At 45.1% G+C, this 26457-nt stretch carries 27 protein-coding genes, 1 other RNA gene, 1 pseudogene and 1 other annotated feature; of the genes and pseudogenes, 27 read left to right on the top strand and 2 right to left on the bottom strand.

All coding sequences use genetic code 11. The annotated features are described in order from the left end of the window. Positions 1-18: 18 nt before the first annotated feature. Entirely contained in the window at positions 19-960 is a 942-nt protein-coding gene (gene rnhC / locus BSU_28620; protein ID NP_390740.1) for a ribonuclease HIII, read from the bottom strand. Positions 961-1093: 133 nt separating this feature from the next. Between rnhC and zapA the strand changes: the two genes are divergently transcribed. Then, positions 1094-1351, top strand: a complete 258-nt coding sequence (gene zapA / locus BSU_28610) for a regulator of cell division (RefSeq protein NP_390739.1) — start codon at positions 1094-1096, stop codon at positions 1349-1351. A gap of 6 nt (positions 1352-1357) precedes the next feature. Further along, positions 1358-1891, top strand: coding sequence for a putative integral membrane protein (yshB, locus tag BSU_28600; RefSeq protein ID NP_390738.1), 534 nt, complete (start codon positions 1358-1360; stop codon positions 1889-1891). Positions 1892-1964: 73 nt separating this feature from the next. Next, complete coding sequence (gene polX, locus BSU_28590; RefSeq protein ID NP_390737.1) at positions 1965-3677, top strand: DNA polymerase/3'-5' exonuclease X; 1713 nt, start codon at positions 1965-1967, stop codon at positions 3675-3677. Positions 3678-3697: 20 nt separating this feature from the next. Continuing rightward, positions 3698-6055 carry a homologous recombination factor gene (mutSB, locus tag BSU_28580; protein ID NP_390736.1) on the top strand — a complete coding sequence of 786 codons (2358 nt, stop codon included), beginning with the start codon at positions 3698-3700 and terminating at the stop codon, positions 6053-6055. A gap of 14 nt (positions 6056-6069) precedes the next feature. Continuing rightward, positions 6070-6474, top strand: coding sequence for a putative integral inner membrane protein (gene yshE / locus BSU_28570; RefSeq protein NP_390735.1), 405 nt, complete (start codon positions 6070-6072; stop codon positions 6472-6474). Positions 6475-6662: 188 nt separating this feature from the next. After that, positions 6663-8345 (top strand): long chain acyl-CoA ligase (degradative), encoded by a 1683-nt coding sequence (lcfA, locus tag BSU_28560; protein NP_390734.1) that lies wholly within the window; start codon positions 6663-6665, stop codon positions 8343-8345. A 104-nt stretch (positions 8346-8449) separates the two neighbouring features. After that, complete coding sequence (gene fadR / locus BSU_28550) at positions 8450-9034, top strand: transcriptional regulator of fatty acids degradation [FadR-long-chain (C14-C20) acyl-CoAs] (RefSeq protein NP_390733.1); 585 nt, start codon at positions 8450-8452, stop codon at positions 9032-9034. A gap of 14 nt (positions 9035-9048) precedes the next feature. Further along, on the top strand, positions 9049-9825 hold the full coding sequence (fadB, locus tag BSU_28540) for an enoyl-CoA hydratase (protein ID NP_390732.1): 777 nt from the start codon (positions 9049-9051) through the stop codon (positions 9823-9825). A 14-nt stretch (positions 9826-9839) separates the two neighbouring features. Then, complete coding sequence (gene etfB / locus BSU_28530; protein NP_390731.1) at positions 9840-10613, top strand: electron transfer flavoprotein (beta subunit); 774 nt, start codon at positions 9840-9842, stop codon at positions 10611-10613. A 35-nt stretch (positions 10614-10648) separates the two neighbouring features. Further along, entirely contained in the window at positions 10649-11626 is a 978-nt protein-coding gene (etfA, locus tag BSU_28520; protein ID NP_390730.1) for an electron transfer flavoprotein (alpha subunit), read from the top strand. Positions 11627-11842: 216 nt separating this feature from the next. Beyond that, a complete protein-coding gene (abfB, locus tag BSU_28510) occupies positions 11843-13330 on the top strand; it encodes an exo-alpha-L-arabinofuranosidase (RefSeq protein NP_390729.2) in 1488 nt (495 codons plus the stop codon). A gap of 67 nt (positions 13331-13397) precedes the next feature. Then, positions 13398-13508 (top strand) — a sequence feature (Evidence 5: Unknown function). Next, positions 13398-13508 (top strand): annotated as a pseudogene (locus BSU_28509). Its footprint overlaps the feature before it by 111 nt. A 144-nt stretch (positions 13509-13652) precedes the next feature. Next, entirely contained in the window at positions 13653-13967 is a 315-nt protein-coding gene (trxA, locus tag BSU_28500) for a thioredoxin (RefSeq protein NP_390728.1), read from the top strand. Between the two features lie 135 nt (positions 13968-14102). Continuing rightward, positions 14103-15875, top strand: coding sequence for an excinuclease ABC (subunit C) (gene uvrC, locus BSU_28490; protein ID NP_390727.2), 1773 nt, complete (start codon positions 14103-14105; stop codon positions 15873-15875). Between the two features lie 64 nt (positions 15876-15939). Beyond that, an RNA gene (kswC, locus tag BSU_misc_RNA_46) (lysine riboswitch) lies at positions 15940-16119 on the top strand. 125 nt (positions 16120-16244) lie between these two features. Next, positions 16245-17471, top strand: coding sequence for an aspartokinase II alpha subunit (aa 1->408) (lysCA, locus tag BSU_28470; RefSeq protein NP_390725.1), 1227 nt, complete (start codon positions 16245-16247; stop codon positions 17469-17471). Next, entirely contained in the window at positions 16980-17471 is a 492-nt protein-coding gene (gene lysCB, locus BSU_28475) for an aspartokinase II beta subunit (aa 246->408) (protein YP_009513994.1), read from the top strand. Before lysCA ends, lysCB begins: the two co-directional genes overlap by 492 nt. Before the next feature lie 43 nt (positions 17472-17514). Continuing rightward, positions 17515-17961: a hypothetical protein gene (yslB, locus tag BSU_28460; protein ID NP_390724.1), complete on the bottom strand. Its 447-nt coding sequence runs from the start codon at positions 17959-17961 to the stop codon at positions 17515-17517. Between the two features lie 292 nt (positions 17962-18253). Here yslB and sdhC point away from each other — a divergent pair, with 292 nt between their 5' ends. The 10 genes from sdhC (at position 18254) to rdgB (ending at position 26446) form a co-directional block, all read left to right on the top strand. Next, the gene (gene sdhC, locus BSU_28450) at positions 18254-18862 is read left to right on the top strand and encodes a succinate dehydrogenase (cytochrome b558 subunit) (RefSeq protein NP_390723.1); all 609 of its coding nucleotides are present in this window, start codon (positions 18254-18256) and stop codon (positions 18860-18862) included. A 33-nt stretch (positions 18863-18895) separates the two neighbouring features. Continuing rightward, a complete protein-coding gene (gene sdhA / locus BSU_28440) occupies positions 18896-20656 on the top strand; it encodes a succinate dehydrogenase (flavoprotein subunit) (RefSeq protein NP_390722.2) in 1761 nt (586 codons plus the stop codon). 2 nt (positions 20657-20658) lie between these two features. Next, on the top strand, positions 20659-21420 hold the full coding sequence (sdhB, locus tag BSU_28430) for a succinate dehydrogenase (iron-sulfur protein) (RefSeq protein NP_390721.1): 762 nt from the start codon (positions 20659-20661) through the stop codon (positions 21418-21420). A gap of 60 nt (positions 21421-21480) precedes the next feature. Further along, positions 21481-21924, top strand: coding sequence for a hypothetical protein (ysmA, locus tag BSU_28420; RefSeq protein ID NP_390720.1), 444 nt, complete (start codon positions 21481-21483; stop codon positions 21922-21924). 115 nt (positions 21925-22039) lie between these two features. Beyond that, a complete protein-coding gene (gene gerE / locus BSU_28410; protein ID NP_390719.2) occupies positions 22040-22264 on the top strand; it encodes a transcriptional regulator required for the expression of late spore coat genes in 225 nt (74 codons plus the stop codon). Between the two features lie 243 nt (positions 22265-22507). After that, entirely contained in the window at positions 22508-22948 is a 441-nt protein-coding gene (ysmB, locus tag BSU_28400) for a putative transcriptional regulator (mother cell's gene expression during sporulation) (RefSeq protein NP_390718.1), read from the top strand. Positions 22949-22955: 7 nt separating this feature from the next. Beyond that, on the top strand, positions 22956-23774 hold the full coding sequence (gene rcmE, locus BSU_28390) for a glutamate racemase (RefSeq protein NP_390717.2): 819 nt from the start codon (positions 22956-22958) through the stop codon (positions 23772-23774). Positions 23775-23888: 114 nt separating this feature from the next. Continuing rightward, positions 23889-24989, top strand: coding sequence for a germination (cortex hydrolysis) and sporulation (stage II, multiple polar septa) lytic enzyme (gene gerM / locus BSU_28380; RefSeq protein NP_390716.1), 1101 nt, complete (start codon positions 23889-23891; stop codon positions 24987-24989). 110 nt (positions 24990-25099) lie between these two features. Then, the gene (gene rph, locus BSU_28370; RefSeq protein ID NP_390715.1) at positions 25100-25837 is read left to right on the top strand and encodes a ribonuclease PH; all 738 of its coding nucleotides are present in this window, start codon (positions 25100-25102) and stop codon (positions 25835-25837) included. A gap of 12 nt (positions 25838-25849) precedes the next feature. Next, positions 25850-26446: a deoxyinosine/deoxyxanthosine triphosphate pyrophosphatase, promiscuous (subunit A) gene (gene rdgB / locus BSU_28360; RefSeq protein NP_390714.1), complete on the top strand. Its 597-nt coding sequence runs from the start codon at positions 25850-25852 to the stop codon at positions 26444-26446. The last annotated feature ends 11 nt before the right edge of the window (positions 26447-26457 follow it).

Below are 26457 nucleotides of genomic sequence, written 5' to 3'. Positions count from 1 at the left end.
AAATCTGCAAGCTTTTTTCTATGAACGTTTTTTATCAGCAAGGCGCTGCGCTTTTTGCGTATTGGCGAAATGGAGTTTTGTAAAGGTTCTGAGTGCAGATGCCCCTTTTTTGAGGATCAGCTTGGCGGCCGCTTCATCGACGTGCGGACCGGCCCCTTTTGGAAGCGTCATTCCTGCCGCGCGTGATAGTTTATCCATTTCCATTAAAAATGAATATCTTGCAATGATTGAAGCAGCGGCGACAGCCAGGTGAATACCTTCAGCTTTTGTGCTAAAATAGGTCCGCTCCTTCACAATGTCTCTGCCCTTTAAATGATTGAAGTAGACGCCTGGCTCAGCGAATTGGTCAATCAAAATGGCTTCAGGCTTTACTCCATCCAATTTTCTTAATAAATGTGTGATCGCCTGATTGTGCAGCAAAGCTTTCATTTTCCCTTGGCTCATGCCTTTTTCCTGCATGCTGTTATACTTTTCATTCTTTAACACCAGCAGGCTGTACGGAATGGTTTTAATCAGGTTTCGGGCAATCTCGATGATTTGCGGATCTTTTAAATCTTTAGAATCCTTAACACCGAGTTCCTTCATTAAAGGAAGCATGGTTTTGTCGACGTACGCGCATACAACCGTCATTGGGCCAAAGTAATCTCCGGTTCCGACTTCGTCAGAACCGATAACAGACATTCCGGCGATATCTGCCGGAGGGGCATAGCGGGGATCAGCCGGCTTTTTGGCCGTTTTCTTCTTTTCCTGAGGCTCTGCTGTTCCCCAGCGCGCGGATTCTGCCGCAGCGTTTTTTCCTTGAAACAAGACCTTACCTGATTGATATGCTGTAATGGTACAGCCGGGCGGTTTTGCCTGAAAAACGGCTCCCTGCGGAACAGAGGCTGTAAGTGAACCGCTGTACGTCATTTTCATTTGGTCAATAGCAGACAACGATACTTTTATCACTGAATGGGACACGTAATAATCTCCTTTTTTTACACTTTTCGCTGTATATACCAGTGTATCATAACAGCGGGAGGCTCGTCTTTCCATTCATTTAATAAACGTGTTATGATAAGAACTAGGATTCTCGCGGAATGGAGGAGAAACGTTGTCTGACGGCAAAAAAACAAAAACAACCGTTGACATTTACGGCCAGCACTTCACGATTGTCGGTGAAGAAAGCAGAGCCCATATGAGGTATGTCGCCGGAATTGTTGATGATAAAATGAGAGAAATCAATGAAAAAAATCCATACCTTGATATAAATAAACTTGCAGTGCTGACAGCGGTAAATGTGGTGCACGATTATGTCAAATTACAAGAGAAATGTGAAAAACTGGAGCGTCAGCTTAAAGAAAAGGATTGAACAACTATGCTAGATATCATCATCTTAATCTTGCTCCTGATGGGGACTTTACTGGGGTTAAAACGCGGTTTTATCCTGCAGTTTATCCGCTTGACGAGCTTTATTTTATCAATTGCCTTTGCGGCTTTATTCTATAAAAACGTGGCACCGCATTTACATTGGATTCCCGCACCCGATTTTTCAGCGGGACAGCCGGCTCTTTCTTTTTTTACGGGGAATTTGGAAGCAGCGTACTATAATGCGATTGCGTTTATCGTTTTATTTATCATTGCTAAAATCTTACTGAGAATCATCGGCTCGTTCCTGAGTATTGTAGCCGGCATTCCGGTGATTAAACAAATCAACCAGATGCTGGGAGCCGTTCTCGGTTTTCTAGAAGTCTATTTATTTACATTTGTGCTGCTGTATGTCGCATCCGTTCTGCCGGTAGACGCGTTGCAGCAAATGATGGGGCAATCGTCTCTCGCAAATGTGATCATTAACCATACACCGTACTTGTCAGGGCTTTTACAAGAGCTGTGGACACAGTACGGGGCATAAAAAAACTTCTCTTGTCCGGAGAAGTTTTTTTCAAGTATGATGGAAACATATGTGAACGTCTGGGGGTTATGATATGCATAAAAAAGATATTATCCGGCTGCTTGAAACCATTGCAGTCTATATGGAACTCAAAGGGGACAACCCGTTTAAAGTATCCGCCTTCCGAAAAGCGGCGGCAGCTCTGGAACAGGACGACCGAAGCTTATCAGAAATGGACGATATGATGTCGCTGTCCGGCATTGGAAAAGGAACGTACAGCGTCATTAAAGAGTATATAGATGAAGGAAAGTCAAGCACGCTCGAATCGCTTCAGAAAGAAGTGCCGGAAGGACTCGTGCCTTTATTGAAGCTGCCGGGGCTCGGCGGCAAAAAAATCGCAAAGCTGTATAAAGAGCTCGGCGTACACGATGCAGAATCTCTGAAGGAAGCCTGTGAGCAGCAAAAGGTCCAGGGTCTTGCGGGCTTCGGCAAAAAATCGGAAGAAAAAATATTACAGGCGCTCGGGGAAGCCGGAAAACAGCCTGAACGGTTCCCGATCGGCTACGCCCTCCGGATCGCGCGGGAAATTGAGGAGCATCTTTCTCAATTTACGCATATCATCAAATTTTCTCGTGCCGGAAGTCTCCGCAGAGCGCGGGAAACGGTGAAGGATCTGGATTATATCATTGCTACAGATCATCCGGCTGAAGTAAGAGAGCAGCTTCTTGAGCTGCCAAACATCAAAAGCGTGATCGCAAGCGGAGATACGAAGGTGTCCGTCATCCTTTCCTTTGAATATGAAACAAGCGTCGATTTCCGTCTTGTGACGGAAGAGCAGTTTCCGACAACACTCCATCATTTTACGGGATCAAAGGATCACAATATTAAGATGCGCCAAATCGCCAAAGAACGCGGCGAGCGGATCAGTGAATACGGCGTTGAGACAGTTGAAACCGGAGAGATCAAAACATTTCCGAGTGAACGTGAATTTTATGCGCACTTCGGCCTGCCGCTGATTCCGCCGGAAATTCGTGAAAGCGGACAGGAAGTGGAAACCTACAGCGACAGCATTGAACTGATAGAGCTCGGGCAAATCAAAGGTGATCTCCACATGCACTCAACGTGGAGCGATGGCGCATTTTCGATCAGAGAGATGGCTGAAGCCTGCATCAAAAAAGGCTATCAATACATGGCGATCACCGATCACTCACAATATTTAAAGGTCGCCAACGGGCTTACTGCAGAAAGACTTAAGCAGCAGGCAAAAGAAATTGACGCGCTGAATGCAGAGTTTGAAAACTTCCGTATTTTGAAAGGCGTTGAGATGGATATCCTGCCTGACGGTACGCTCGATTATGATGACGATGTGCTTGCGGAAATGGATATCGTTATTGCATCGATTCATTCCAGTTTTAATCAGCCGGAACACGTGATTATGAAACGGCTTGAGACGGCACTGACAAACAAGCATGTTGACATTATCGCACACCCGACCGGGCGCCTTATCGGCAGACGGGCCGGTTACGAAATCGATATTGATCAGCTGATTGAGCTTGCGAGGAAAACAAATACGGCGCTTGAACTCAATGCCAACCCTGCGCGCCTTGATCTGCGCACAGAGCATTTAATGAAAGCAAACGAACAAGGGGTTACATTGGTGATTAATACTGATGCCCATAATATTGAGATGTTAGACGATATGAAAACTGGCGTTACTGCCGCGCGCAAAGGATGGACGGAAACGAAAAACGTTCTGAATGCCCGGTCGCTTAAAGACGTAGAGGCATTTCTGAAGCGCAACGATTAAGTAAGGAGGCTCACACAATCGTGCAGCAAAAAGTATTATCAGCTCTTGAATTTCATAAAGTGAAAGAACAGGTTATTGGGCATGCCGCTTCATCGCTCGGAAAAGAAATGCTTCTCGAGCTTAAGCCTTCTGCTTCTATAGACGAAATCAAAAAACAGCTGGATGAAGTAGACGAAGCTTCTGACATTATCCGGCTGAGAGGCCAAGCGCCATTTGGCGGCCTTGTAGATATCAGAGGAGCGTTAAGACGGGCGGAAATCGGCAGCGTTCTCAGTCCTTCTGAATTCACTGAAATCTCAGGCCTGCTTTATGCAGTTAAACAAATGAAACATTTTATCACGCAAATGGCTGAAGACGGTGTCGACATTCCGCTGATCCATCAGCATGCTGAACAGCTTATCACGCTGTCCGATTTAGAGCGGGACATTAATTCCTGCATTGATGATCACGGAGAAGTGCTTGATCATGCATCGGAAACATTAAGAGGAATCCGCACACAGCTCAGAACACTCGAATCAAGAGTCAGAGACCGGTTAGAGTCGATGCTGCGTTCCTCTTCCGCATCGAAAATGCTGTCTGATACGATTGTTACGATTCGGAATGACCGCTTTGTGATCCCGGTCAAACAGGAGTACAGATCCAGCTATGGAGGAATTGTGCACGACACCTCATCCTCTGGTGCGACACTATTCATTGAACCGCAGGCGATTGTAGATATGAACAATTCCCTTCAGCAGGCGAAAGTGAAAGAAAAGCAAGAAATTGAACGGATTTTGCGTGTGCTGACAGAGAAAACGGCAGAGTATACAGAGGAGCTATTTCTAGATTTGCAAGTGCTGCAGACGCTTGACTTTATTTTTGCAAAAGCTAGATATGCAAAAGCGGTTAAAGCGACAAAACCGATTATGAACGACACCGGCTTTATCCGTTTGAAAAAAGCCCGCCATCCATTGCTTCCGCCTGATCAGGTTGTTGCCAATGACATCGAGCTTGGCCGCGATTTTTCAACCATTGTCATCACAGGGCCAAACACCGGGGGGAAAACAGTCACCCTTAAAACGTTAGGCCTGCTAACCTTAATGGCGCAGTCAGGTCTTCATATCCCGGCAGATGAAGGGTCAGAAGCGGCAGTATTTGAGCACGTATTCGCTGATATCGGTGATGAACAGTCGATTGAGCAAAGTTTAAGTACGTTCTCATCCCATATGGTGAATATTGTCGGCATTTTAGAACAGGTCAATGAAAACAGCCTTGTGCTTTTCGATGAACTTGGTGCAGGGACAGATCCGCAGGAGGGGGCGGCCCTCGCCATGAGCATCTTGGATGACGTGCATCGCACCAATGCACGAGTGTTAGCTACGACGCATTATCCGGAATTGAAGGCGTACGGCTATAACAGAGAAGGCGTCATGAATGCCAGCGTTGAATTTGACATCGAAACGCTGTCACCGACCTATAAACTTTTAATTGGTGTGCCGGGTCGAAGCAATGCTTTCGAAATTTCAAAACGCCTCGGGCTCCCGGACCATATCATCGGGCAGGCGAAGTCAGAAATGACGGCCGAGCATAACGAAGTCGATACGATGATTGCGTCGCTGGAACAAAGCAAAAAACGTGCGGAAGAAGAGCTTTCTGAGACAGAATCAATCAGAAAAGAAGCGGAAAAACTGCATAAAGAGCTGCAGCAGCAAATCATCGAGCTTAACAGCAAAAAAGACAAAATGCTTGAAGAGGCAGAACAGCAGGCTGCTGAAAAAGTAAAAGCGGCAATGAAAGAAGCCGAGGACATTATTCATGAATTGCGCACCATAAAAGAAGAACACAAATCCTTCAAGGATCACGAGCTGATTAACGCGAAGAAACGGTTAGAAGGCGCTATGCCTGCTTTTGAAAAGTCCAAGAAACCGGAAAAGCCGAAAACGCAAAAACGCGACTTTAAGCCTGGCGACGAGGTGAAAGTCCTCACTTTCGGGCAAAAAGGAACATTGCTCGAAAAAACAGGCGGCAATGAATGGAACGTTCAAATCGGTATTTTAAAGATGAAAGTAAAAGAAAAAGATCTGGAGTTTATCAAATCAGCTCCGGAGCCAAAAAAAGAAAAAATGATTACAGCGGTCAAAGGAAAGGACTATCACGTATCGCTTGAACTTGATCTTCGCGGCGAACGCTATGAAAATGCCCTCAGCCGGGTTGAAAAATACTTGGATGATGCGGTGTTAGCCGGATATCCAAGAGTGTCAATCATCCACGGAAAAGGAACCGGCGCTTTAAGAAAAGGCGTACAGGATCTTCTGAAAAACCACCGCAGCGTCAAAAGTTCCCGTTTCGGTGAAGCAGGTGAGGGAGGATCAGGCGTTACGGTTGTTGAACTAAAATAAAAGGGAGTATGGCCATGAGTGATTTTTGGGAAAACGAGCTTGTGGAAATCGCGGCATATTACAGTGTCGCGGTTCTCTGCCTCGTCCTCTTTTTGACTGTGTTTGAGCTGGTGACGGCTTATAAAAACTGGGAAGAGATTCAAAAAGGAAATCTTGCGGTGGCAATGGCGACCGGCGGAAAAATTTTGGGAATCGCAAACGTATTTCAGCATTCCATCTCCCAGCATAATTCGCTGCTGCAAATGATCGGCTGGGGCGTTTACGGGTTTGTTATGCTTCTGATCAGCTACTTTATTTTTGAGTTTTTGACTCCGCGGTTTAAAATTGATCAGGAAATCGAAAATGATAACCGGGCTGTCGGCTTTATTTCATTTGTCATTTCTGTCGGGCTTTCTTTTGTGGTGGCAGCCGGAATATAAGGGGACGGAGAATAGATGGAAAAGCTTGCGAAAATACTGCTCGCCGCAGCGGGAATCTTTTTGTTAATTGGTCTTATATATCTGTTCATATTATGAGAAAAAGAAAGATTTACCTTTCTTTTTCTTTTTTTTGCCGTCCATCTGCTATAATGATAAGGTGGATCTCTAAAATCGAAAGGGGAGGTTTTATGCAGTCTCAAAAGCCGTGGCTTGCCGAGTATCCCAACGATATCCCGCATGAGCTTCCGTTGCCGAATAAAACCCTGCAATCCATCCTGACAGACTCCGCCGCACGATTCCCTGATAAAACCGCAATATCGTTTTATGGAAAAAAACTCACCTTTCATGACATTCTGACGGATGCTCTTAAACTTGCAGCTTTTTTGCAGTGCAATGGCCTGCAAAAAGGAGACAGAGTGGCTGTTATGCTGCCCAATTGCCCGCAAACAGTGATTTCTTATTATGGCGTCTTGTTTGCCGGTGGCATCGTGGTGCAGACGAATCCGCTTTATACCGAGCATGAGCTTGAATACCAGCTTAGAGATGCTCAGGTAAGTGTAATCATCACCTTAGATTTGCTTTTCCCGAAGGCAATAAAAATGAAAACGTTATCAATAGTCGACCAGATTTTGATAACCAGTGTAAAAGACTATTTGCCTTTTCCGAAAAATATTCTTTACCCGCTGACGCAAAAACAAAAAGTGCATATCGACTTTGACAAAACAGCTAACATTCACACGTTCGCTTCCTGTATGAAGCAGGAAAAAACTGAACTCCTGACAATCCCGAAGATCGATCCTGAGCATGATATCGCTGTCCTCCAGTATACCGGAGGAACAACCGGAGCTCCAAAAGGGGTCATGCTCACGCACCAAAATATTTTGGCAAATACTGAAATGTGCGCCGCTTGGATGTATGACGTGAAAGAAGGCGCTGAAAAAGTGCTGGGCATCGTTCCATTTTTTCATGTCTACGGACTGACGGCAGTCATGAACTATTCGATTAAACTAGGCTTCGAAATGATTCTTCTTCCTAAGTTTGATCCGCTCGAAACACTTAAAATCATCGACAAACACAAACCGACGCTCTTTCCTGGCGCACCGACAATTTACATTGGCCTTTTGCATCACCCTGAATTGCAGCATTATGATCTGTCATCCATTAAAAGCTGTCTTAGCGGATCAGCCGCGCTCCCCGTGGAGGTAAAGCAGAAATTTGAAAAGGTGACTGGTGGAAAGCTTGTGGAAGGCTATGGTTTGTCTGAGGCATCCCCAGTGACGCACGCCAACTTTATCTGGGGAAAAAACAAGCCGGGCAGTATCGGCTGTCCTTGGCCGAGTACGGACGCTGCGATCTATTCTGAAGAGACGGGTGAGCTTGCCGCTCCGTATGAGCATGGAGAAATCATTGTAAAAGGTCCGCAAGTCATGAAAGGATACTGGAATAAACCAGAGGAAACCGCCGCAGTGCTGAGAGATGGCTGGCTGTTCACCGGGGACATGGGCTATATGGATGAAGAAGGCTTTTTCTATATTGCTGACAGGAAGAAGGATATCATCATTGCCGGCGGTTACAATATTTACCCGCGTGAGGTAGAAGAAGCGCTTTATGAACATGAAGCCATCCAGGAAATTGTTGTCGCAGGCGTTCCCGATTCCTACAGGGGAGAAACAGTAAAAGCATTTGTCGTATTAAAGAAAGGCGCAAAAGCCGATACAGAAGAACTGGACGCTTTTGCGAGATCACGTCTAGCTCCCTATAAGGTGCCCAAAGCCTATGAGTTCAGAAAGGAGCTGCCGAAAACGGCGGTGGGAAAAATTTTAAGAAGGCGTTTACTTGAAGAAGAAACCGAAAATCATCATATCAAATAAAAAAAGAGAACGCCTATGAATAAACTTGACAAACCTGAAAATCCTTCTTATCATGAAATTATGAATGAATAGTCATTCATTTCTATAGGAAGGAACGATGAACATTGAAGCAAAAACGGCCAAAGTATATGCAGATTATTGATGCAGCAGTAGAAGTCATTGCAGAAAACGGCTACCACCAGTCACAGGTATCCAAAATTGCCAAACAAGCCGGGGTAGCGGACGGCACCATCTATCTCTATTTTAAAAACAAAGAAGATATTTTAATTTCTCTTTTCAAAGAAAAAATGGGTCAATTTATTGAGCGGATGGAAGAGGACATTAAAGAAAAAGCAACAGCGAAAGAGAAATTGGCGCTTGTGATTTCAAAGCATTTTTCCCTTTTAGCGGGTGACCATAATCTCGCCATTGTCACGCAGCTTGAGCTCCGCCAATCCAACTTGGAGCTGCGCCAAAAAATCAACGAAATATTAAAAGGCTACTTAAATATTTTGGATGGCATTTTGACGGAAGGTATACAATCAGGCGAAATAAAAGAAGGCCTCGATGTCCGCCTCGCCCGGCAGATGATTTTTGGAACGATTGACGAAACTGTGACAACTTGGGTGATGAATGACCAAAAGTACGATCTCGTTGCGCTTTCAAACAGCGTTTTAGAATTATTGGTATCCGGAATTCACAATAAGTAAAGGAGTTCTGTCCTATGAATGCAATTTCACTTGCGGTTGATCAATTTGTGGCAGTCTTGACGATTCACAATCCGCCGGCAAACGCGCTTTCAAGCCGGATATTAGAAGAGCTGTCTTCCTGTCTTGATCAATGTGAGACAGATGCAGGCGTACGAAGCATTATCATTCACGGCGAGGGAAGATTTTTCTCAGCCGGCGCTGATATTAAAGAATTTACATCGCTTAAAGGCAATGAGGATTCCTCATTGCTCGCTGAGCGCGGCCAGCAGTTAATGGAGAGAATCGAAAGTTTTCCAAAACCGATTATCGCAGCGATTCACGGCGCTGCTCTCGGAGGCGGGCTGGAGCTTGCAATGGCCTGTCACATCAGAATCGCGGCAGAAGATGCTAAGCTGGGGCTCCCGGAGCTTAATCTCGGTATCATTCCAGGTTTTGCGGGGACACAGCGCCTTCCGAGATATGTCGGTACAGCCAAAGCACTGGAGCTCATCGGATCAGGAGAACCGATATCCGGAAAAGAAGCGCTTGATCTCGGACTTGTCTCAATTGGAGCGAAAGATGAGGCAGAAGTGATTGAAAAAGCAAAAGCACTTGCCGCTAAGTTTGCAGAGAAAAGCCCGCAAACGCTGGCATCTTTGCTTGAACTTCTTTATTCCAACAAGGTGTATTCCTATGAAGGCAGCTTAAAGCTTGAAGCAAAGCGATTTGGGGAAGCATTTGAGTCAGAGGACGCCAAGGAAGGCATCCAGGCATTTCTCGAAAAAAGAAAGCCTCAGTTCAAAGGCGAATAAAAGGGGATATGATCATGAATCTATTTGTACTGATGAAACGGACGTTTGACACAGAAGAAAAAATCGTCATTGAAACAGGAAAGATTCAGGATGACGGAGCGGAATGGATCATTAATCCATATGATGAGTACGCGATAGAAGAAGCCATCCAGCTGAAGGAAAAGCATGGCGGCACGATCACCGCTGTCACGGTCGGCGGTGAAGAAGCGGAGAAAGAATTGCGTACGGCGCTTGCCATGGGTTGTGACCAAGCTGTTTTAATCAACATAGAAGATGATCTTGATGAACCCGACCAATATTCCATTTCTCAAGTTTTATACCACTATATGAAGGATCAGGAGTTTGATTTGATTCTCGGCGGAAATGTTGCCATTGACGGAGGATCAGGACAAGTGGCGCCTCGGCTTGCCGAGCTACTGGACATTCCGTGTATCACTACGATCACCAAACTCGAAATCAACGGCACTGATGCAGAAGCAGAAAGGGACGTCGAAGGGGATGTTGAAAAAATCAAAACGACGCTCCCATTGCTTGTCACAGCTCAGCAGGGCTTAAACGAGCCGCGCTATCCATCGCTTCCGGGAATTATGAAGGCTAAGAAAAAGCCGCTTGAAGAGCTTGAACTTGATGATCTTGATCTGGACGAAGAGGATGCTGAACCAAAGCTGAAAACCATTGAACGTTTTCTGCCGCCGAAAAAAGAAGCCGGGAAGCTTCTCCAAGGTGAGCCTGCTGAACAGGCAAAAGAGCTTGTTTCATTGCTCCGCAGCGAAGCTAAAGTCATTTAAAACTTGGACATTCAAAGAAACAGGGGGATGTTAGAATGGGAAAAAAAGTGATCGTGCTTGGAGAAATACGCGATGGGGAATTGCGAAATGTCACCTTTGAAGCAATAGCTGCAGGAAGAACCATTTCAGGAGATGGGGAAGTCATCGGTGTTCTCATCGGTGAAAATGTACAAAGCATTGCACAAGAGCTTATTCATTACGGAGCAGATAAAGTTCTTACCGCTGAGGACCCGAAGCTGAAAACATACACGGCAGACGGGTACAGCCAGGTCATGAGAGGTGTTATCGAGCAAGAAAATCCTGATTCAGTCATCTTCGGGCATACGGCAATGGGCAAGGATCTTTCACCGAAGCTTGCTGCCCGTCTGCAAACAGGCTTAATTTCTGATGCTATAGATGTAAGCGTTACCGGAGGGAATGTTGTGTTCACACGGCCGATTTACTCGGGGAAAGCTTTTGAACGCGTCATTTCAACCGATCCGATGATCTTTGCAACAATTCGCCCCAATAACATTCAAGCTTCAGAAAAAGACACCAGCAGATCGGGGAGCATCGAAAGCATTGATGTTTCTCTTACTGACCTCCGCACTGTTATCCAAGAGGTCGTGAAAAAAACGGCGGACGGTGTTGATCTCTCCGAAGCGAAAATTATCGTTGCGGGCGGCCGAGGAGTCAAAAGCAAGGAAGGATTTCAGCCGCTGCAGGAGCTTGCAGAGGTGCTAGGGGCCGCAGTCGGGGCTTCTCGCGGGGCATGTGACGCTGATTATTGCGATTATGCTCTCCAAATCGGGCAGACCGGGAAAGTCGTTACTCCGGATTTGTACATTGCATGCGGCATTTCCGGCGCCATCCAGCATTTGGCCGGCATGTCAAACAGCAAGGTGATCGTCGCCATCAATAAAGACCCCGAAGCCGATATCTTTAAAATAGCGGATTACGGCATCGTCGGTGATTTATTTGAAGTTGTCCCGTTATTAACTGAGGAATTCAAACAGCTGAATATACACTCATAAAGGAAATCCCGGACTTTAAAAGTCCGGGTTTTTTCATATTTATAAATACATACGTACAAATATAAAAACAATAGAAAATGTCGTTGACATGTACGAACATATATAATATGGTTACTTTAAAAGCGCTTACATTCATGCTGACTCCTCAGGCAAACGACAGATCACATATTTGACTGTGGTGCTTTTCATATCCGTATGAAAGGAATGATCAGAGGCATGTCTGAACATCAAGCAGTGATTCAAACAGATATCGCAAAAGGAACCATTAACAAAAATATATACGGTCATTTTGCTGAGCATTTAGGAAGAGGGATTTATGAGGGGATCTGGGTCGGAACGGACTCAGACATCCCCAATATCAACGGGATACGAAAGGACGTGCTGGAGGCGCTCAAACAGCTGCACATTCCTGTCCTTAGGTGGCCGGGCGGGTGTTTTGCGGACGAATACCATTGGGCAAACGGTGTCGGTGACCGTAAGACAATGCTGAACACTCACTGGGGCGGTACAATTGAATCAAATGAATTCGGAACGCATGAATTTATGATGCTTTGCGAGCTGCTTGAATGCGAGCCATATATTTGCGGCAATGTCGGAAGCGGAACCGTTCAGGAAATGTCGGAGTGGATTGAGTATATGACATTTGAAGAAGGCACGCCGATGTCAGACTGGAGAAAGCAAAATGGAAGAGAAGAGCCTTGGAAGCTGAAATATTTCGGCGTGGGCAATGAAAACTGGGGCTGCGGCGGCAACATGCATCCCGAATACTACGCAGATCTGTACCGGCGTTTTCAGACTTATGTCCGCAATTACAGCGGGAATGACATTTATAAAATTGCAGGCGGCGCAAATGTGGATGATTTTAATTGGACGGACGTGCTTATGAAAAAAGCCGCTGGCCTGATGGACGGGTTGAGTCTTCATTATTACACGATTCCGGGGGATTTCTGGAAGGGCAAAGGATCAGCCACAGAATTCACGGAAGATGAATGGTTTATTACGATGAAAAAAGCCAAATACATCGATGAATTGATTCAAAAACACGGCACGATTATGGACCGGTACGATCCGGAGCAGCGGGTCGGGCTGATTATTGATGAATGGGGCACGTGGTTTGATCCCGAGCCAGGCACGAATCCCGGTTTCTTATATCAGCAAAACACCATTCGTGATGCACTGGTGGCGGCTTCTCATTTCCACATTTTCCATCAGCATTGCCGCCGGGTGCAAATGGCCAACATCGCCCAAACAGTAAATGTTCTTCAAGCGATGATTTTGACTGAGGGAGAGCGGATGCTTTTGACACCGACGTACCATGTATTCAATATGTTTAAGGTGCACCAGGACGCTTCTCTTTTAGCCACAGAGACAATGTCTGCCGACTATGAATGGAACGGTGAAACGCTTCCGCAAATCAGCATTTCAGCGTCGAAACAAGCTGAAGGCGATATCAATATCACAATTTGCAACATCGATCACCAAAACAAAGCAGAGGCGGAAATCGAGCTGAGGGGCCTACACAAGGCAGCGGACCATTCCGGAGTCATTCTTACGGCAGAAAAAATGAATGCGCATAACACGTTTGACGATCCTCATCATGTCAAACCGGAATCCTTCAGACAATACACGCTCAGCAAAAACAAACTGAAAGTAAAACTCCCGCCAATGTCAGTCGTCTTACTTACGCTGCGTGCTGATTCTTAATCGCGCAAGAGCGCCGGAGCTTCATGCCGGCGCTCTTTTTCAGGTTTTAAAACAGCTCCGGCAGGGCATGGTAAAGTACATGACAGTGAAGAGGAGATGTGATCTTATGCTTCGTACCATTTTAATGATTATTGGGGCAATTGTAGTGATCGGGGCCATTATCAGATTTGTGTTTTAAAAAAAGAGCATATCCCATTCAACCATATAAAAATGAGTAAACCGGCTGTGATCAGGAAAAAATAATTTGTAAGCATTAAAATAGCGTGAACGAATGGGAGATGCTATACTAAAAATCATCATTTCACATTGGAGGAATTCAATAATGGCTATCGTAAAAGCAACTGATCAATCTTTCTCAGCTGAAACAAGCGAAGGCGTCGTACTGGCAGACTTCTGGGCTCCTTGGTGCGGACCTTGTAAAATGATTGCACCTGTTCTTGAAGAATTGGATCAAGAAATGGGAGACAAACTGAAAATCGTAAAAATCGATGTAGACGAAAACCAAGAAACTGCCGGAAAATACGGCGTTATGAGCATCCCGACTCTTCTTGTGTTAAAAGACGGCGAAGTAGTTGAAACTTCAGTCGGCTTCAAACCAAAAGAAGCGCTTCAAGAGCTTGTAAACAAACATCTTTAATTTTCCGCTGCTTACATGCCAGAGCGATTCCGATTGAGGGATCGCTTTTTTTATTCGCCAATTGTGAACCATAGAGAAAAACAAACGTTCGTGTTAAACTGGAAATAAAGGATTAAACATAAGGAAGGGTAACATATGAACAAACAACTGAAAGAAAAACTCGCCCTCCTTCCTGATCAACCGGGTTGTTATCTCATGAAGGACCGGCAGCAGACTGTGATCTACGTAGGGAAAGCAAAAGTGCTGAAAAACAGAGTGCGCTCCTACTTCACCGGTTCTCACGACGCGAAAACCCAAAGGCTTGTGACGGAAATCGAGGATTTTGAATATATTGTGACGTCCTCCAATCTTGAAGCGCTTATTTTAGAAATGAATCTGATCAAAAAGCATGATCCGAAATACAACGTCATGCTCAAAGACGACAAAACCTATCCTTTCATAAAACTCACCCATGAACGCCACCCAAGGCTGATTGTCACCCGCAATGTCAAAAAAGACAAAGGGCGCTATTTCGGGCCGTATCCGAATGTACAGGCAGCAAGGGAAACAAAAAAACTGCTCGACCGTCTGTATCCTCTCAGAAAATGCTCCAAGCTCCCGGACAGAGTGTGCCTTTACTATCATCTGGGCCAATGCCTTGCTCCGTGTGTAAAGGATATTTCCGAAGAGACGAACAGAGAGCTGGTTGAAAGCATTACACGTTTCTTAAGGGGCGGCTATAATGAGGTCAAAAAAGAGCTTGAAGAGAAAATGCATGAAGCTGCTGAGAATCTTGAGTTTGAACGAGCAAAAGAGCTTCGTGACCAAATTGCCCATATTGAATCAACGATGGAAAAACAAAAAATGACGATGAACGATCTAGTCGACCGTGATGTGTTCGCGTACGCGTACGATAAGGGCTGGATGTGCGTGCAGGTCTTTTTCATCCGCCAAGGAAAGCTCATTGAACGCGATGTCAGCATGTTCCCGCTTTATCAGGAAGCAGATGAAGAGTTCCTCACGTTCATCGGGCAGTTCTATTCAAAAAACAACCACTTCCTTCCGAAGGAGATTTTAGTTCCGGACAGCATAGATCAATCTATGATCGAGCAGCTACTGGAAACAAACGTTCACCAGCCGAAAAAAGGCCCGAAAAAAGAACTGCTCATGCTTGCCCATAAAAATGCGAAAATCGCATTGAAAGAAAAATTCTCTTTAATCGAACGGGACGAGGAGCGTTCAATCGGGGCAGTGCAGAAACTAGGTGAGGCATTAAATATTTATACGCCGCACAGAATTGAAGCGTTTGATAACTCAAATATACAGGGGACAAACCCGGTTTCCGCGATGATTGTGTTTATCGATGGCAAACCATACAAAAAGGAATACCGCAAATATAAAATCAAAACTGTTACAGGGCCGGATGATTACGGTTCTATGAGAGAGGTTGTCAGAAGACGCTATACGAGAGTGCTTCGTGAGAATCTGCCGCTGCCCGATCTGATTATCATTGACGGAGGAAAAGGGCAGATCAACGCAGCAAGGGATGTCATTGAAAATGAACTCGGCTTGGATATCCCGATCGCCGGTTTAGCGAAAGATGAAAAACACAGAACCTCAAATTTACTGATCGGTGATCCGCTGGAGGTGGCGTATCTGGAACGAAACAGCCAGGAATTTTACCTCCTGCAGCGCATTCAGGACGAGGTGCACCGTTTTGCAATCAGTTTTCACAGGCAAATCCGGGGAAAAAGCGCGTTTCAATCCGTTTTGGACGACATCCCGGGTATCGGAGAGAAAAGAAAGAAAATGCTGTTAAAGCATTTCGGTTCCGTTAAAAAAATGAAGGAAGCAAGCCTTGAGGACATCAAAAAAGCCGGTGTTCCCGCAGCGGCGGCTCAGCTCCTTTACGACAAATTGCAAAAATAATGTTGTCCTTTTAAATAAGATCTGATAAAATGTGAACTAATTTCATAGTTAGATCGTGTTATATGGTGAAGATAGAGGTGCGAACTTCAAGAGTATGCCTTTGGAGAAAGATGGATTCTGTGAAAAAGGCTGAAAGGGGAGCGTCGCCGAAGCAAATAAAACCCCATCGGTATTATTTGCTGGCCGTGCATTGAATAAATGTAAGGCTGTCAAGAAATCATTTTCTTGGAGGGCTATCTCGTTGTTCATAATCATTTATGATGATTAATTGATAAGCAATGAGAGTATTCCTCTCATTGCTTTTTTTATTGTGGACAAAGCGCTCTTTCTCCTCACCCGCACGAACCAAAATGTAAAGGGTGGTAATACATGGGTCTTATTGTACAAAAATTCGGAGGCACTTCCGTCGGCTCAGTCGAAAAAATTCAAAATGCGGCAAACCGCGCAATTGCAGAAAAACAGAAAGGCCATCAAGTCGTTGTCGTCGTTTCAGCAATGGGAAAATCCACTGACGAATTGGTCAGCCTTGCAAAAGCTATTTCTGACCAGCCGAGCAAACGCGAAATGGATATGCTGCTGGCGACAGGCGAGCAGGTCACGATTTCACTCCTTTCAATGGCATTGCAGGAAAAAGGCTATGACGCTGTGTCTTATACTGGCTGGCAGGCGGGAATCCGTACGGAGGCCATTCACGGAAACGCCAGAATTACAGATATCGACACTTCGGTTTTAGCAGACCAGCTTGAAAAAGGAAAAATTGTCATTGTTGCAGGATTCCAAGGCATGACAGAGGATTGTGAAATTACGACATTGGGCCGGGGCGGTTCAGATACAACAGCAGTTGCTTTGGCTGCCGCTTTAAAAGCTGATAAATGTGACATATACACAGACGTGCCAGGCGTGTTTACAACCGATCCGCGCTATGTGAAATCAGCGAGAAAACTTGAGGGCATCTCATACGATGAAATGCTTGAGCTTGCCAATTTAGGCGCCGGTGTTCTTCATCCGAGAGCAGTTGAGTTCGCGAAAAATTACCAAGTGCCGTTAGAAGTGCGTTCAAGTACAGAAACCGAAGCGGGAACATTAATTGAGGAGGAATCATCCATGGAACAGAATTTAATTGTCAGAGGCATTGCATTTGAAGATCAAATCACAAGAGTAACCATTTACGGGCTGACTAGCGGCCTGACAACTTTGTCTACTATTTTTACAACACTTGCCAAAAGAAACATAAACGTGGATATCATTATCCAAACGCAGGCCGAGGACAAGACTGGAATTTCCTTCTCTGTCAAAACAGAAGATGCAGACCAAACCGTTGCGGTGCTTGAAGAGTATAAAGACGCGCTGGAATTTGAGAAAATCGAGACAGAAAGCAAATTGGCTAAAGTATCTATTGTTGGATCCGGCATGGTCTCAAATCCCGGTGTAGCGGCTGAAATGTTTGCTGTACTGGCGCAAAAAAACATTTTAATCAAAATGGTCAGCACATCTGAAATCAAAGTGTCAACAGTCGTAAGCGAAAATGACATGGTGAAAGCAGTCGAGTCGCTTCACGATGCATTTGAGCTTTCAAAACACCCTTCAGCTGTGTAATGACAATCAAAAAGGCGGGACTATGCAGTCACCGCCTTTTTGATTACACTGGGTCTTTCATATCCCATTTCACAGTCAGAACCACTTTATCGGCTCTCTTTTTCACTTGTTCATATGATTCGGCAATCTGATCATTCATCAATTGAATTTGTTCAGCGATAAAACCAGCCTCCAGCTGAAAGCAAGGTTCTTTCTGATGCTTAAGCCGGTTGGAAATGATCGGCCCTTCAAGTTCAAATTCAAGCTCCTGTTTTTTAGCGCTTACGTTGGTGAGGGTTCCCCAGCCCGCTTCTTCAAAGAAGGCCGGAAATTCCTCCCATGATTCAAGAGGAAACTTACGGGCGAGATGTTTTCCTGCCCAATACATCATGGAAGAGTAATCTTGGCCAAGCATATCTGGGAGAACGATCTCTCGTATTAGTTCGTAGGCATAAGCGTTCATTTCAATTTCTTTTAGGTTGTCAATAGATGCTTCAAATTTAGACTTCATATCTGTCTCCCCTCTCTCCTGCGTATATTATAGCTCAAACAGGGGGGAGGATTACAGAATGATCCTGTAATTCTTATGAAAAATTAAGCAAGAAATATATATTGATAAAATAAAATTTTTCAATCAACTAATCAATTCGGAAAATTATAATTTATGTACGCGTTTTCTTGACGCCCTTTTGAGGGAGGAGTAAAATGAAATTGTCAATAAATCTTAATAAAGTGCTTACAATTGAAAGAAGTGGGGGAAGAGATTTAGCACATTTCGCACTTATCAAACAGGGGGTAAAGTAATGTCTGGGAACAGAGAGTTTTATTTTCGAAGATTGCATTCCTTGCTTGGCGTCATACCGGTCGGCATCTTTCTTATTCAGCATTTAGTCGTCAACCAGTTTGCCGCAAGGGGCGCTGAAGCATTCAATAGCGCTGCTCATTTTATGGATAGCCTGCCTTTCAGGTATGCCTTGGAAATTTTTATTATCTTCTTACCATTAATTTATCATGCAGTTTATGGTGTGTACATAGCGTTTACTGCGAAAAATAACGCCGGTCAATACAGCTACATGAGAAACTGGCTATTCGTCCTGCAGCGTGTAACCGGTATCATCACCCTCATTTTCGTCAGCTGGCACGTGTGGGAAACCCGCATTGCCGCACAAATGGGTGCTGAGGTCAATTTCGACATGATGGCGAATATTTTGAGCTCTCCGGCTATGCTTGGTTTTTACATTGTCGGTGTTTTATCAACAATTTTCCACTTCTCGAACGGTTTATGGTCTTTCGCTGTTACATGGGGCATCACGGTAACGCCTCGTTCTCAAAGAATTTCGACATACGTTACGCTGATTATTTTTGTTGCACTGTCATACGTAGGCTTAAAAGCGATTTTTGCATTTGTTTAAGAGTACTAGATTACTAGAGGGAGAGGGGCTATCATGAGTCAATCAAGCATTATCGTAGTCGGCGGGGGTCTTGCCGGCCTCATGGCGACAATTAAAGCAGCGGAATCAGGAATGGCGGTTAAATTGTTTTCCATCGTTCCTGTCAAACGTTCTCATTCAGTTTGTGCGCAAGGCGGCATAAACGGAGCGGTCAATACAAAAGGGGAAGGTGACTCTCCGTGGGAACATTTTGATGACACGGTATACGGGGGAGACTTTCTTGCCAACCAGCCGCCGGTCAAGGCGATGTGTGAAGCGGCGCCTTCGATCATCCACTTATTAGACCGGATGGGCGTCATGTTTAACCGGACGCCTGAAGGCCTGCTTGATTTCCGCCGATTCGGGGGTACACAGCACCACAGAACTGCTTATGCTGGTGCGACGACGGGACAGCAGCTGCTTTACGCACTGGACGAGCAAGTGCGCAGATACGAAGTTGCGGGTCTGGTCACAAAATACGAAGGCTGGGAATTCCTTGGCGCTGTTTTAGATGATGACAGAACCTGCCGCGGAATTGTTGCACAAAACCTGACAAACATGCAAATTGAATCCTTCCGTTCAGACGCTGTCATTATGGCGACGGGCGGACCGGGAATCATCTTTGGAAAATCAACGAACTCCATGATTAATACAGGATCTGCTGCGTCAATCGTTTATCAGCAGGGAGCGTATTATGCAAACGGAGAATTCATTCAAATCCACCCGACAGCCATACCGGGCGATGACAAACTAAGACTGATGAGTGAATCAGCGCGTGGTGAAGGCGGGCGCGTGTGGACATATAAAGACGGCAAACCATGGTATTTCCTGGAGGAAAAATATCCGGCATACGGAAACCTGGTGCCGCGTGATATTGCGACACGCGAAATATTTGATGTGTGTGTGAACCAGAAGCTCGGTATTAACGGTGAAAACATGGTATATCTCGATCTGTCTCATAAAGATCCGAAAGAGCTTGATATTAAGCTTGGCGGCATCATTGAGATTTATGAGAAATTCATGGGAGACGACCCGCGTAAGCTTCCAATGAAAATCTTCCCGGCGGTCCATTATTCTATGGGCGGTTTATGGGTGGATTACGATCAAATGACAAATATCCCTGGACTGTTTGCGGCTGGGGAATGTGATTATTCTATGCACGGCGGCAACCGCTTGGGAGCGAACTCCCTGCTGTCTGCGATTTACGGAGGCATGGTGGCCGGTCCGAATGCGGTGAAATATGTAAACGGCTTAGAATCTTCAGCGGAAGACATGTCTTCATCTTTATTCGACGCTCACGTTAAGAAAGAAGAAGAAAAATGGGCTGATATTATGAGTATGGACGGAACCGAAAATGCCTATGTTCTTCACAAAGAGCTCGGTGAGTGGATGACGGCGAACGTAACGGTTGTCCGCCATAATGACAAGCTTTTGAAAACGGATGACAAAATTCAGGAGTTAATGGAGCGCTTCAAAAAGATCAACATCAATGACACGACAAAATGGAGCAACCAGGGAGCGATGTTCACACGCCAGTTCTCGAACATGCTTCAGCTTGCGAGGGTGATTACCCTTGGCGCATACAACCGTAATGAAAGCCGGGGCGCCCATTATAAACCGGATTATCCTGAACGTAATGATGATGAATGGCTCAAAACAACAATGGCTAAACATGTAAGCCCGTATGAAGCGCCGGAATTTGAGTATCAGGATGTCGATGTATCACTGATAACGCCTCGGAAACGGGATTACTCGAAGAAGAAGGTGGCGAAATAATCATGAGTGAACAAAAAACCATACGATTTATTATCACACGTCAAGATACAGCTGACAGCACGCCTTATGATGAAGAATTTGAGATTCCATACCGCCCGAATCTGAACGTCATTTCCGCTCTGATGGAAATCCGCCGGAATCCGGTTAATGTCAAAGGTGAGAAGACAACCCCTGTCACATGGGATATGAACTGTCTTGAGGAAGTATGCGGCGCATGTTCAATGGTTATAAACGGAAAACCCCGCCAGTCTTGTACGGCGCTTATTGACCAGCTTGAACAGCCAATCCGTTTAAAACCAATGAAAACATTCCCAGTCGTTCGTGATTTGCAGGTTGATCGCAGCAGAATGTTTGATTCATTGAAAAAAGTAAAAGCGTGGATACCGATTGACGGTACGTACGATTTAGGACCGGGGCCGAGAATGCCGGAAAAACGTCGTCAATGGGCATATGAATTATCAAAATGCATGACATGCGGCGTCTGCCTCGAAGCTTGCCCGAATGTGAACAGCAAATCGAAGTTCATGGGGCCTGCACCGATGTCGCAAGTCCGCCTGTTTAACGCGCATCCGACAGGCGCCATGAATAAATCTGAACGATTAGAAGCATTAATGGATGAAGGCGGCCTTGCAGATTGCGGCAACTCGCAAAACTGTGTTCAATCCTGTCCGAAGGGGATTCCGCTTACCACTTCGATTGCAGCCTTGAATAGAGATACAAACTTACAAGCGTTCCGCAATTTCTTCGGAAGCGACAGAGTATAAGAAGAAAAAACCTCTTCCGCATGGGAGAGGTTTTTTTAAACAATAAGGAGATGAAAAAAGATGAAGCTTCCCGCTTATATTGATATGCCGTTTCAAGAATGGAAAACATCCTTTTCTTTTTTCAATAAGGTATCCGTAAGATTTTCCGAGACAGACATGTTTGGGCATATGAATAATGTAACCCCTTTTATATATTTTGAGGAGGTGCGGATTTCTTATTTTAAAAAGCTGAATATGATGAGTGAAAACAAACAGACCATGACAGTCGTGGCAAGCCAGCAATGCGATTATTTGCGCCAAGTCATGCCTTATGAAGAGTTGCGCATCTATGTGAAAACAAGCGCAGTCGGCAGTTCATCTCTTACCTTGCACTATCTCGGAGAGAACCTCGAAGGCGAACCCTGCTTCACCGGGGCAGTCGTGATGGTTCAAGTCTCAAAGGAAAGCGGCAAGGCTGTCAGCTGGACGGATGAGGAGAAAGAAACGCTTCTTCATACACGATAAACTAATTATCTTGTAAACGTCACCTCCTGCGCCCTTCTTACATATGATATCTCGACTATATCAAAACCCATTCGTTTCTGATTCGCTCTCACCTTAGCAAGGAGGGTTACAATACTTGAAGGAGAAAGAATTTCAATCGAAGCCGCTGCTAACGAAAAGAGAAAGAGAAGTGTTCGAATTGCTCGTTCAAGATAAGACAACAAAGGAGATTGCAAGCGAGCTATTTATCAGTGAGAAAACCGTTCGAAACCATATTTCAAATGCCATGCAGAAATTGGGTGTGAAAGGGCGTTCGCAAGCCGTTGTTGAGCTTCTTAGAATGGGTGAGCTAGAGCTTTAATCCTTGCCGGTATTCCTTCTTTTGGAAGGAGCCGGTTATTGCTGTTTGTTTGGAACATTCGAAACCATATTTGGAATGCTGTGCAAAACGTAGGCAAGTCATAAATTAAATTTTATTTCTTGATGTTGTTTGACTAAAGTCCTCTATTTCTCTCCTGCGAGTCTTGCATTTTCTTCAAAAAAGAAGGAAAATAGACACGGAACGCTTTTGTGCGTAAGAGATCCTTGAGTGAGGGATGGACAAATGACATCAAAACCTTTGGAGCATGTTGCGGATATTGAAAAGTCACTCCGCCACATTGCCGCGATCATTAAGCAAAAAGGACGAGAAATCCTTAACCAATATGCGATTACGCCGCCGCAATTTGTCGGCTTGCAATGGCTTTATGAATTAGGAGATATGACAATCGGTGAATTATCGGGCAAAATGTATCTGGCATGCAGCACGACAACGGACTTAATCGACCGCATGCAAAAAAATGAGCTTGTTGAGCGGGTCAAGGACCCGGCGGACAGACGTGTTGTCAGGATACATCTGCTGCCTGAAGGAGAACGGATTATCCAAGAGGTCATTACAAAAAGACAGGAATATCTGCGTGATATGTTCGAATCGTTTACAGATGAAGAAATAGCCATCTTCGAAAAATCTTTGATGAAACTGCAGCATGAAATGAAGAGAAAATGAGGCGATTTTGTTGGAACAACCAATAGGAGTCATTGATTCCGGGGTTGGCGGTTTAACCGTTGCGAAGGAAATCATGAGACAGCTACCTAAAGAAAATATTATCTACGTCGGGGATACGAAACGGTGTCCTTACGGGCCGCGCCCTGAAGAAGAGGTGCTTCAATATACGTGGGAGCTGACGAATTATTTACTCGAAAACCACCACATCAAAATGCTCGTGATCGCCTGTAATACAGCAACAGCGATCGCTTTGGATGACATCCAGCGCAGCGTCGGTATACCGGTGGTCGGAGTCATCCAGCCTGGTGCGAGAGCAGCGATAAAAGTGACGGATAATCAGCATATCGGTGTCATCGGCACAGAGAATACGATTAAGAGCAATGCATACGAAGAAGCGCTTTTGGCATTAAACCCTGATTTGAAGGTTGAAAACCTTGCCTGCCCGCTGCTTGTGCCTTTTGTGGAAAGCGGGAAGTTTCTCGACAAAACAGCAGACGAGATTGTTAAAACCTCGCTGTATCCGTTAAAAGACACATCAATTGATTCGCTGATTTTAGGCTGCACCCATTACCCTATTTTAAAAGAAGCCATTCAAAGATATATGGGAGAGCACGTAAACATTATTTCGTCCGGCGATGAAACAGCCCGGGAAGTCAGCACAATTCTCTCTTATAAAGGGCTGCTGAACCAGTCTCCGATTGCCCCGGATCATCAGTTCCTGACAACAGGGGCGCGTGATCAGTTTGCAAAAATCGCAGACGATTGGTTTGGCCATGAAGTCGGGCATGTGGAATGTATCTCACTGCAAGAACCGATTAAAAGATAGTTTTCCCCGCAACGGTATGTTGCGGGTTTTTTTCTGTTTTGCCGGAATTCTTCGGTCTATTTCCTAAAGAGGCTCGTATACATAATAGTACAAACATCCTTAGGAGGGAAAAGTATGCTGAAAAAAGGACCTGCAGTCATTGGTGCCACTTGTCTCACCTCTGCCTTGCTTTTATCCGGATGCGGTTTGTTTCAATCTGATAAGGCAGCCGAGGAAATTGATCCGCCTCAAGACGTTACATTCGTGAACGATGAAGCGGGTGCCAATTCAAATACAACAGCAGCCAAAAAAACAGAAAGTGAAAAAAGCGATACCGCAAAAGCGGATCAAGCCTCATCTACTGTTATGAGGGAGCTTTATCTCATTGATAAAAACGGGTATGTTGTTGCGCAAACGCTGCCTCTTCCTAAAAGTGAGAGCACGGCTAAGCAGGCGCTTGAATACCTCGTACAGGGCGGGCCTGTGTCTGAAATTCTTCCGAATGGCTTCAGAGCTGTATTGCCGGCTGACACCACCGTTAACGTTGACATCAAAAAAGATGGAACGGCGATAGCTGATTTCTCTAATGAGTTCAAAAATTATAAGAAAGAAGACGAACAGAAAATCGTTCAATCTGTGACGTGGACGCTGACGCAATTTAGTTCGATAGATAAAGTGAAGCTGAGAATAAACGGGCATGAACTGAAGGAGATGCCTGTAGGAGGGACGCCGATCTCAGATGATTTAAGCCGCAAAGACGGCATTAATTTGGAAACAGCCGGTGTAAATGATCTCACTGCTACCCATCCGCTGACAGTCTACTATTTGGCGGAAAATGAAGACAGTGAATACTACGTGCCGGTGACCAAACGAATCGACAATTCGGAAAAAGACGACATCACAGCAGCCATTAATGAATTGGCTAAAGGGCCGAGCAAGGTGAGCGGGCTGTTAACAGACTTCAGTGAAGATGTAAAGCTGGTCAGCAAACCGAAAATCAAAGACGGGCGCGTGACGTTGGATTTCAATCAATCTATATTCGGCAGCGCCGATGAGAAGACGAAAATGATTTCTTCAGAAGTGCTGAACAGCATTGTGCTGACGTTAACGGAGCAGCCGGATGTAAAAAGCGTCTCTGTTAAAGTGAACGGAAAATCAGAGCTGGTAAATGAAAAAGGCGAAAAGCTCACAGAACCGGTCTCCAGACCATCTCAAGTGAATACGGGTAGTTTTTAAATTGGGATTTTTGATATACTAGGAAGAAAGAGGTTAGCGTTCCGGCTGCCTCTTTCTTTATTCAATTCCGGGACAAAAATGGTTTATGTACATACAATCGGAGGTAAAACATGAGACATGACGGAAGACAACACGATGAGCTGCGTCCAATCACATTCGATTTGGATTTTATCAGCCATCCGGAAGGTTCTGTTCTAATAACAGCGGGAAATACAAAGGTAATCTGCAACGCGTCTGTTGAGGACCGCGTACCGCCGTTTTTGCGGGGCGGAGGGAAAGGCTGGATTACAGCAGAGTACAGCATGCTGCCGCGGGCAACAAACCAAAGAACAATCAGAGAATCTTCTAAGGGGAAAATTTCCGGCAGAACAATGGAGATCCAACGCCTGATCGGCCGCGCGCTTCGAGCTGTTGTAGATCTGGAAAAGCTCGGTGAACGGACGATTTGGATTGACTGTGATGTCATTCAAGCTGATGGAGGAACTAGAACAGCTTCCATTACAGGCGCATTTCTTGCTATGGCGATTGCGATTGGCAAGCTGATCAAAGCAGGAACAATCAAGACAAATCCGATCACTGATTTTCTTGCTGCAATCTCTGTTGGAATTGATAAGGAACAGGGAATTTTGTTAGATTTAAATTATGAAGAAGATTCCTCTGCTGAAGTTGACATGAATGTCATCATGACAGGCAGCGGCCGTTTTGTGGAATTGCAGGGAACCGGGGAAGAGGCAACTTTTTCTAGAGAGGATCTGAACGGTCTTCTGGGTCTTGCGGAAAAAGGAATCCAAGAGCTGATTGACAAGCAAAAAGAAGTGCTGGGTGATTCTCTGCCAGAACTGAAATAAAGACAGAAAGGCTTGATCATCATGAAAGAAGCAATTATTGCAACACATAATCCGGGAAAAGTGAAGGAATTCAAAGAAATTCTTGAGCCAAGAGGCTATGATGTCAAATCTTTAGCTGAAATTGGATTCACAGAGGAAATTGAAGAAACAGGCCATACATTTGAAGAAAATGCCATTATGAAAGCGGAAGCTGTTGCCAAAGCAGTGAACAAAATGGTGATTGCGGATGACTCCGGACTATCCATCGATAATCTTGGCGGCAGACCCGGGGTTTATTCAGCCCGCTATGCAGGGGAACAGAAAGACGACCAGGCAAATATCGAAAAAGTGCTCAGCGAGCTGAAAGGTATCGAAAAAGAACAGCGCACCGCCCGTTTCCGCTGCGCACTGGCCGTGAGTATTCCCGGAGAGGAAACAAAAACAGTCGAAGGCCATGTTGAAGGGTATATTGCTGAAGAACCGAGAGGAGAATATGGCTTTGGCTATGACCCAATTTTTATCGTGAAAGATAAAGATAAGACGATGGCTGAACTGACAAGTGATGAAAAAAATAAAATCAGCCATAGGGCTGACGCGCTTAAAAAGCTGTCTAAGCTTTTGGAGGCATAAGGAGGAAGCTT

This window comes from Bacillus subtilis subsp. subtilis str. 168 (genome assembly GCF_000009045.1).
GTDB lineage: Bacteria > Bacillota > Bacilli > Bacillales > Bacillaceae > Bacillus > Bacillus subtilis.
The sequence above is the reverse complement of the archived record's forward strand: the minus strand, read 5'-3'. Positions and strand labels throughout refer to the sequence as shown.